The sequence below is a fragment of the Candidatus Zixiibacteriota bacterium genome, from assembly GCA_016933955.1.
In the GTDB taxonomy this organism is placed as follows: Bacteria; Zixibacteria; MSB-5A5; order GN15; family PGXB01; genus JAFGTT01.
The window spans coordinates 53,999-63,371 of record JAFGTT010000001.1; the positions used below are offsets into that span (position 1 = coordinate 53,999).

A 9,373-nucleotide genomic window follows, 5' to 3' on the forward strand; every position below is an offset into this window, starting at 1 on the left:
TTACAAAAAAAACCCGCCAATAGGCGGGTTTTTTGTCTTAAAAAGGCGGCCGATCTACCGATAATAATATCAGAATCATGAATTCAAAATTAAACAGGAAATAATAATCAAAATCAGATAGGGAGTTCTAATGAAGAGCAAAAAGTCATCAATAATGATGCTATTTTTGATGGGGTTGGCAGTTATTCCGGCCTTTATTTTGGGCGGCTGCGATTCCTCGTCAAGCGACTCCGATTCCAACAGCGCTCTCCAGGTTGAATCGGTGACGGCCTCTCCATCAGCCGTTGAGGTTGGAGATGAGGCAATTGTGGAAGCCTTTGTGTCCGATGGGACCAACCCGCTTCCCAACCGCGTGGTTATGTTCACCGTTGATACCGGGGGTTCCTGCAATCCTTCAATCGACACCACCGATGAGGACGGTTACGCGGCGACGGTATTCCACGGCACTGATGCCGGGATAACCACCATCACCGCCTGGCTGTCGGATGAAATTTATGCGACGGTCAATGTCATGGTGGCGTCAACGGGTGACGATGATGACACCACCGGCACCGGTCCCGATACCACCACGGTAAGTTCGGATAATGTTACTATCGCGGCTAATCCAAGGAGGCTGGAGGCGGACGGCAGTTCCACTTCCGAAGTCGTTATTATCATTACCGATGGTGATGGTAATCCGGCACCCGAATCAACCATGGTCCGCCTTGCGGCCGGAGAAAAATTTCTTGATAACGACGGTGACGGGTATTTCACCGGCGGCGGAGTCGATGCCCTGGTTATCGATGCCATCTCCAACGGTGCCTGGGATCCGGTGGGATGGATCGATACGGTGGCCTATGTCGAAGGCGATACTGGAACCGTGGTTGTCACTTATACCGCCGGATATGATCCGATTGCGGTCTATGTCCGGGCCACGGTCGATGATGATGAAATCGATGGTTTTGCCCAAATAACCATACAGCTCAACCCCAACTCCGAAGTCGGCAGTATCGCCTTGTCGGCCGACTCTATCCACCTGGCTGTTGTCGGAACAGGCGGTTATGAAAACGGCATGCTCTATGCCACTGTTTATGATCCTTTTGGCAACACGGCCCCGGCCGGAACGTCAGTGTATTTCATTATTACCGATGGACCGGGCGGCGGCGAAGACCTGGGCGGCACGGGCACAGGCGGTCCCTATGTCGACCTGACCAACTCTGCCGGGGTGGCCGTTTGTCCGATATCATCGGGCACCATATCGGGGACCATTCGAGTCAGGGCCTACAATGAAGGGGCCACGATCATGTCGGAAGCGACCCAGATTATGGTTCATGCCGGACCACCGGCCGAGATTATTGTGGGGGCGGAAATATGCAACACTCAGTACTGGGGCTGGATTAACAAACGGGTAGAAATTACCGCTCTGCTTTCCGATGTTTATCATAATCCCTGCCCGGATTCCACAGTCGTTTATTTCTCCTGCGATGAGGGAACGATACTCGCTCATGAGAGACGGACCGAAAGTGAAGAGGGTATTGCCATGTCATGGTGGCTCTCGGGTTATGATGATCCGACCGCCGATGGTATCGTGGAAATATATGCTTCCACCAATGGCGGGACACTGGCCGATACCGGCTATTTTATCAACAGCTGGATTCCGGATACCCTCTGGTTCGTGACCGATCCGGCCTCGGGTTTGACCCTGTTTCCGACCCATGTTAATGCTGATGGCCAGACAATGAGATTTTTCTATGTCGAAGTTCGCGACCTGAATCGCAACTTCGTCGTCGATCAAACCGATATTTTCCTCAGCAGTGACTATCTTGAGGTGGCCTCCAGCGTTGTGCAGGATGGCTGTCATGCCTCCAGGGTCAAGACTTACCTGACCTCGGTGGTTCTTGATTATGACTATTCGTTGAATGGCGTGGCCGATGACGGTATCGGCGCTATTGATGTCGTTCGATCCAATTATGGCAGTATTGTCGAAACCACCGTGCCCTGCACGCTTTTAACCGGACCGGCTTACTACAGCGGTTGTAATCTGGATATTGAATCCAGTGTCGGTTTCAGTTCCGCGGTGCCCTTCACGGTGACTATCGAAGACCGCTGGGGCAATCCTCTTGGTGATCACACTATCGTGGCCACCGTCAGCGGAGGCGGTTCGGTCAGCAATGGAACCCAGAAGACCAACCTTTATGGAGAAGCTTCCGGATTCATATTGAACACCCCCGCGTCCGGGACGACCGAATCGGTTACCATCAGGGCTCAGGATATCGATCCCCGGGGTAATATAACTCTGACTCATACAGTGACTTTGAACTGATAAATCGCCACTTCTGTTTTGTTTCGAGAGGGTCATTCGCCAGTCCGGCGGGTGGCCCTTAATTTTTATACGCGAAAGCAATTGCGGATTCGACCTGTCCTGATTAAATTATCCGCATGCGTCAGCAGGAAATTGAAATCCCCCCGATCTCGCGTTCTGTTCACGGGGCCATATTCCGAAGTTGCCAGAAATTTCCGGATAAGACCGCCCTGGTCGGAAATGGCGGGCGCGCGCCATGTTTCAGTTACAGGGAACTGGAAAACGCCGTCAGCCGTCTGGCCGGGGGCCTTAAGGCTCTTGGTGTCGGGCAGGGAGACCGGGTCGGGATTCTATCGGAGAACTGCCCCGAGTGGGCTGTCGCCTACCTGGGGATACTGACTGCAGGGGCGATGGTGGTGCCGATCGACGCCTCGTTGACGTCAAACGAATTGACCAGATTTTTTCGGGTGGCCGATCTTAAAGTTCTTTTCTGTTCGCCGCGATGGTTCCAGCCGGTGAGCGATCTTATTATCCTTAACGCTCTGGGATTCGAGTTATTCAATCTGATCGGCGAGGGGACCGGGACACTTCGGGGGTTATCAGGTAAATCAGAAAATTTCGAAGTTGAAATACAATCCTCGGATCCTGCGGTCCTGATTTTTACCTCGGGAACGACCGGTGATCCCAAAGGAGTTATTCTGACTCATCAAAATCTGCTGGGGAACCTCAATTCCATGGTGCGGACTCTGCCGCTTTATGAAGATGATATTTTTCTTTCGGTTTTGCCGATGCATCACACGTTCGAGGCCACCTGCGGATTTCTTCTGCCCCTTTTTGCCGGGTTGACGATTGTCTATGCGCGGTCGCTCAAATCCCGCGATATTCTGGGTGATATTGCCGCCAATAAGGTCACCTGCCTGATCGGGGTGCCGCTCCTGTTCGAGAAGATTTACAATGCCATCAGGAGGAAGATCGAAGAATTGCCGCCGTTGAAACGCGTGACCCTGAAAGCCTTTTATGAAACCAGCCGGATGGGCTGGAAAATTGGCAGAAAGCCGGGGACAATCCTGTTTAAAAACCTTCGGCGAAAAGCCGGACTGGGGAGTATCCGGTTGCTGGTCAGCGGCGGCGCGCCTCTTCCGGCGAGAGTGGCCGAATGGTTCAATATGATCGGTTTCAACTTCCTGCCCGGGTATGGGTTGACCGAATGCTCGCCGGTGGTTTCGGTTAACCGCGCCAATGATATCCAGTTCGGGTCGGTTGGGCCGCCCCTGCCTGGCATCGAGGTGGAAGTGGACGACCCATCGGCTGACGGTGTCGGCGAGATCAAAGTCCGCGGGCCCCAGAACACTCCCGGTTATATCAACAATCCCAAAGCCACCTCGGAACTGCTCCGTGAAGGGTGGCTGTTTACCGGTGATTTGGGCAAGATCGAGGATGGTCATATTTATATTACCGGCCGGAAGAAAAATCTGATCGTCAGCGGCGGCGGCAAGAATATATATCCCGAGGAAATCGAATCGGAACTTAACCTCTCGGAAAATGTCCTCGAATCGCTGGTTATGGGTCGCAATAAAAGCGCCAAAATCGGCGAGGAAATCTGGGCCGTGGTGGTGCCGGATCTGGAACAGATCAAACTGGCCACCCAGAATGATATCTCGGGTGACCCGGGACCGGAACAGGTCCGCGATATTATCGCCCGCGAGGTGAACCTGGTCAACAGCCGCCTGGCCGCGCACAAACGGATCGCCCGGTTCGAAATCCGTTTGGAAGAACTGGAAAAGACGACCACCAAAAAGATAAAAAGAAACCTGTATATTTAACTCATGGTTATCACCGAGGAAATAGAATTCGACTCCCAGGGGTACTGCCATGTGGTCGATATCACCAATGAAATCCGTCAGAAAGTGGAGAAATCCGGGATCAAGTCCGGGATTGTCACCGTTTTTACCCCCTCGGCCACATCGGGTCTGACCACGATCGAGTACGAGCCGGGTCTTCTGGAGGATTTGCCCGAGTTTTTCGAGAAAATCCTGCCCTCGGATAAGGCCTACAATCATGATCGGACCTGGCATGACGGCAACGGGTTTTCGCATATGCGCTCGGCCCTGATCGGGCCGGATATAACCGTGCCATTCACCGATGGCCATCTGCACCTGGGGACATGGCAAAATATTGTCTTCCTCGATTTCGATAATCGCAACCGCCGCCGCCGGCTGGTGGTCCAGATAATTGGAGAATAAGCAATGAATTTTACCGTTATCGAACGGGCCGGAAAAAGGGTAAGAATCCTCGATCAAACCCAATTGCCGACCAGACTGGTGTACCATGAGTACGACGACTACCGCGATATAATCGCCGCCATCAAGAAACTGGAAATCCGCGGGGCGCCGGCGATCGGGATTGCGGGGGCGTTCGCGGTGGCGGCGGCGGCCGAGGTCGAGGTGGCTATGAAGGTGGAGCAGTACAAAGGGGTCCTGGGCAGTCTGGCGGGTGAGATCAAGAAGGCCCGTCCGACCGCGGTCAACCTGGGCTGGGGGGTGGACCGGGTGATGAAGGTGATCCGGGAATTTCCGGGCGAGGATAAGGGGGCGTTCCGGGAAGCCATCTGGGCCGAGGCGCAGGCGATTCTCGACGAGGATAAGGCTCTCTGCGAGGCGATCGGCCGCAACGGGGTGGAGCTGATCAAGGACGGCGATACGATCCTGACCCACTGCAACGCCGGGGCGCTGGCCACCGGCGGAAGCGGGACGGCCCTGGCGGTGATTTATGCCGCCCGGAAAGACGGTAAAAGAGTCCGTGTTTATGCCGATGAAACCCGGCCGCTTCTCCAGGGCGCCCGGCTGACCTCGTGGGAGCTGATGCAGGAGGGAGTCGAGGTGACCCTGATCTGCGACAATATGGCCGGGATGGTCATGCGGCAAGGGAAGATCGACCTGGTTATTGTCGGCGCCGACCGGGTGGCCAAAAACGGCGATGCGGCCAACAAGATCGGCACCTATTCGGTGGCGGTCCTGGCCAGAGAGCACGGAATCCCGTTTTACGTGGCCCTGCCGTATTCGACCTTCGATAATGAGATCGCGACCGGCGATGATATCCCGATCGAGGAACGTTCGCCGCTGGAGATAACCAACTGGGGCGGGGTGCAAACGGCGCCGGAAGGAGTCAGGACTTATTCTCCGGCGTTCGATATCACGCCGAGAGAGCTGGTGACGGCGTATATCACGGAAAAGGGTATCACCCCCGGCGGCCGGGCGGAGTGATGGATCAGGTAACATGTTGTAGTTGTCCGGCTTATATTTAAAATGGGTTCGTTTCATCCTCCGGATATTTTTTTAAAAATGGGTTCGTTTCCTCAGTAAAAAGTTTTTCGATAAAATGGGTTCGTTTTGTCAGTAAAAAGATTTTTTGCCGGATGTTTTGGGGCGCAGGGGTTTTCATACAAATCGGGGTGGGGAATGGATTAAGGGCGGTTTGGTGGGGAAAATGGCGGGGGCGTGGTAACTTAGGAAACGCGACTAAAGTTAAACCACTCGGCCATATTGATAAATTTAACTTTTAGCTACTTATTCGGCTCTACTGACTTTGACGGCAAATCTTTTTTAATTTTATCTAAAATCTTTTCTATTACAAAATTAGATTTTGTAATTATCTGATGATTTGGAAATCTTATTACTTCCCACCCTTCTTTATCTTTTAAATACTCGTCTCTCTCAATATCTTCAATCACTGGTAATCCATCAACAATATTATGATTTCTAAACCCATCGCATTCAACATCTAACTTCTTTTTTCCGACTAATGCAAAATCCAAAGTATATCTTTTTGTAATAAATTTCGGAATGAGTTTATAACCAAATGAGTCAAAATCAACCCCTTGTAATTTTTGATAAAGTAAAAGTTCTGTTGGTGAATCAAATTTAACAGAAAAATATTGTTCTTCAAGTTTTTCTTGTTTTTTAATTTGTTCATAAGTTTTTGCAATTTTTTTTAGAATTCCATTTCTTGTAAAACAAAATTGTTTATCTCCAACAATGTATAATAAATATTTTGCTCGTGATAATGCAACATTTAGTATTTGAGGGTGAGCATTAGACCAACGATCATTATTTCCATTTCCTTTTGAGGATAGAACCATAGAAAAAATCATAATGTCTTTTTCAGAGCCCTGAAACTTATGAGCAGTAAGCACTTTAACATTATGTTTTTCCATAATATCTTGTGGTGTTGTTTTAGTAATTATACGATAAATTTCATTTTGTTGTTGTGAATATGGAGTTACGATTCCTATCGATAAGTTTGAATTTTTAATTTCTTTTATAATTTTCTGAAAAACATCATTTACTTTTAACGCCTCATCTTTGTTAATTCTGCTACCACTCGGTGGCCTTATCACTGTTCCGCTACAATCTTCCCATTGAATCCCCAAAGGTAAACTATTTGGCCAATTCGCATGGTTAAGATTTGAAGAAACGCTCAATTTCCCGCTGTAAAACACTTGATTACATAAATCAATTATTTGATCTTCCGAACGATAATGTTTAGCAAGTAAAATAGGTGGCTTGCTTAAACAAGATTCAGCGCAACGATAAAGCGAAACATCATAATATCTTATTTTTGATGGATACAAGTTTTCTTGGTCTTGCAGGCTATATGCTTTTGCAATTTCTTTATCTAAATCTTTAGTGATTCCAGCAATATGGGAAAGTTGCATAGGATCTCCTACTACCACAACATTTTTAGCTCTATAAAGAGCCGGAGCGGCAGACGGTAAATCTATCTGTGAAGCTTCATCAAAAATTACATAATCAAAAATACCAGCAGTAAGAGGAAATGTTCTATTCAGAGATTTGAGTGTTGATGACCAGATTTTCAGTACATCAAGAGCTTTAACAAAGGAACTATCACTTATATCTTCGTGAAATCTTGTAGTTTCAACCTCATGTAAAAAGTCTTTTACCTTATTAGATGCTCCCCACTTCTTAAATATTTTTCTTGTATAAATGGACTTTACATATTCTCTTGATGATCTGAAAAAATCTTTTTCTATTCTTTTTATCTCCTTTTCTACATTTATTTTTCGAGGTATTCTTTGAAGCTTCCACAAATAATATTTTATTTTAAAGAATAAAATTATACTTTTTTTAATTTTTTGTAATTCATATAATTCATTTACCTTTTCTTCAAGTTCATCAATCTTCAAGAGCAGTTTTTTATTACTTACGATATTATCCCAAAGAAGATTTATTCTCTTGAGTGATATTGCGGCGCTATTTGTCTTTTTCTGAGAATCCAAAGAAAGCTCATTAAATTTTCTCGTTAAGTCTTGCCTGAACTCTTTTTTACCAGTACGAAAAAGTAGATTTTGAAAATCGCTATTTATCTTTTCATTAACTACATCGACGGCTTCATTTGTATGACATACAAATAAAACTTTTTTATCGTTTAGAAATAAATTTATAAGCAAGTTCATTATAAATTGACTTTTCCCTGTGCCGGGTGGTCCGGTAATGACAGATACTTTATTTTCAAATACACCTTTAAGTACACTTATTTGATAGTCATTTAATGAAAATGGCAACACCAATGATTTATTAAAGTTGATAGCATTATCAATGTGTTTGATTTCGTTCGTTATAAAAGAAAGTGCTGTTCCTTCTATGTCCATTTTTGTTTTTAAATTCATTAAGTCTTCAATGAGACTCATATTATAACCCGTGTCCTGGCCAACAAAAATGAGACTTTTATTGTATAACCCAATGCTCATTGTTTTAGAAAGCTTATGGGTGTTTGTCAATTCTTGAGGATTTATTTCTTCATTGATCGAAAAATTAGTTTCTTCAAGGAGAATATCTATACATTTTTGAACAAGTATTTTGGGGTTGGAAATATCTCCTTTAAATATTTTTTCAAATTCTTGATTTACTTCTGCAATTTCTTCCGTTCGCAATCCTATTTTACTTAATGCCTGTATTCCACAATTTGGAACTGGATCATCTTTAGATAAAAAAATGCTTTGTCCATCCTTGCTAAAGTTTATTTTCGTGACAAAAAGCGGAGCTACATAATTTTTTTTTGTCGGTTCATCAAAATAAAACAAGAGAGGATAACCATAATAGAGTTCCTCATTTTGAGTATTAGAACGCTTTATTAGGTCGATTATTCTATCGTCGGCAATAGATATCTTGTTCTCTAATCTACTAAAAATAAAAGGATCGTGCTGAAAAGGATAAAGTACGGCTTTGTGCGCACGTTTATAGAAATGTCCTTTGCTAAAATATCTTCATGCTTAATGCAATCAAGCCAATATCCAATAATTTTATTTATTACATTCATAATTACTTCATTAAATCGTCAATGCTAACGCCTAAAGCGTCGGCTATTATTTTAACGGTTTCAATTCTTGGGTCTAGTGTGGCACCTGACTCAATTTTTGTAATAGTATGAAAAGTCATACCGGCAAGTTTAGAAAGCTTATCTTGTGATATTCCTAGCTTTTGGCGGTATTTCTTGATATTTTTCCCCATTGTGGATTTTTCTTTTGACATTTTAGTCCAGAGTCCAGTAGGTCGAAACCCCTGCGGTTTCGACATTTTAATCATTCACCATAATCACCAATAATATCTATCGGCGTCCGTGTACCCCAATCCCTTTGATAATATCCCTGTTGATAATATTTATGAATTGACGAAAACGCCCATTCAAACGGGCTTCTTGAATACCCATGTTTGACAGGATTATAATGAATATAATCAATATGATTATTTAAATCATCCTGATTTCGAATGATATGATCCCAGAAACGATACTGCCACGCCCGCCCGAAGGAATGGTCTATACGCTTTCGGTAATGCGCTGAAAAAGATAGCTTTATTCTCCTGAATAGGTTTGACAAATTATTACCATGACCCTCAATAATGCAATGGAAGTGATCAGGAAGTATAACCCATGCTATCAAAGAATGCTCATATTGAGACAAAATCGTAATCAATAAATCACCATGCTCCAAAAGAATAGGGCGGCGTTGACAGGTAATATGAGATGTGAACACGATATTGCTATCGCCAAAATGGCGGCGGATATTGGTCATAT

7 protein-coding genes are annotated in these 9,373 nt (G+C 45.7%); 4 read left to right on the plus strand and 3 right to left on the minus strand.

What is annotated here, in order from left to right; genetic code table 11:
- Positions 1-130 precede the first annotated feature (130 nt).
- The 4 genes from JXQ28_00230 (at position 131) to mtnA (ending at position 5,544) form a co-directional block, all read left to right on the plus strand.
- Positions 131-2,302, plus strand: coding sequence for an Ig-like domain-containing protein (locus JXQ28_00230; GenBank protein ID MBN2276150.1), 2,172 nt, complete (start codon positions 131-133; stop codon positions 2,300-2,302).
- Positions 2,303-2,418: 116 nt separating this feature from the next.
- A complete protein-coding gene (locus JXQ28_00235) occupies positions 2,419-4,104 on the plus strand; it encodes an AMP-binding protein (protein MBN2276151.1) in 1,686 nt (561 codons plus the stop codon).
- A gap of 3 nt (positions 4,105-4,107) precedes the next feature.
- Positions 4,108-4,524 carry a YjbQ family protein gene (locus JXQ28_00240; protein ID MBN2276152.1) on the plus strand — a complete coding sequence of 139 codons (417 nt, stop codon included), beginning with the start codon at positions 4,108-4,110 and terminating at the stop codon, positions 4,522-4,524.
- Positions 4,525-4,527: 3 nt separating this feature from the next.
- The gene (gene mtnA / locus JXQ28_00245) at positions 4,528-5,544 is read left to right on the plus strand and encodes an S-methyl-5-thioribose-1-phosphate isomerase (GenBank protein ID MBN2276153.1); all 1,017 of its coding nucleotides are present in this window, start codon (positions 4,528-4,530) and stop codon (positions 5,542-5,544) included.
- 299 nt (positions 5,545-5,843) lie between these two features.
- Here the strand turns inward: mtnA and JXQ28_00250 are convergent, their stop codons facing one another.
- From JXQ28_00250 to JXQ28_00260, 3 genes are all read right to left on the minus strand, one after another.
- Complete coding sequence (locus JXQ28_00250; protein MBN2276154.1) at positions 5,844-8,381, minus strand: AAA family ATPase; 2,538 nt, start codon at positions 8,379-8,381, stop codon at positions 5,844-5,846.
- Positions 8,382-8,619: 238 nt separating this feature from the next.
- Positions 8,620-8,829: a helix-turn-helix transcriptional regulator gene (locus JXQ28_00255; protein ID MBN2276155.1), complete on the minus strand. Its 210-nt coding sequence runs from the start codon at positions 8,827-8,829 to the stop codon at positions 8,620-8,622.
- 50 nt (positions 8,830-8,879) lie between these two features.
- The coding region (locus JXQ28_00260; GenBank protein MBN2276156.1) for a transposase at positions 8,880-9,373 on the minus strand (494 nt) is incomplete at its 5' end.

Coding starts and splice junctions, on each gene's coding strand:
- JXQ28_00255 (MBN2276155.1), bottom strand. CDS start 8,829: ATGTCAAAAGAAAAATCCACAATGGGGAAAAATATCAAGAAATACCGC.
- mtnA (MBN2276153.1), top strand. CDS start 4,528: ATGAATTTTACCGTTATCGAACGGGCCGGAAAAAGGGTAAGAATCCTC.
- JXQ28_00230 (MBN2276150.1), top strand. CDS start 131: ATGAAGAGCAAAAAGTCATCAATAATGATGCTATTTTTGATGGGGTTG.
- JXQ28_00240 (MBN2276152.1), top strand. CDS start 4,108: ATGGTTATCACCGAGGAAATAGAATTCGACTCCCAGGGGTACTGCCAT.
- JXQ28_00235 (MBN2276151.1), top strand. CDS start 2,419: ATGCGTCAGCAGGAAATTGAAATCCCCCCGATCTCGCGTTCTGTTCAC.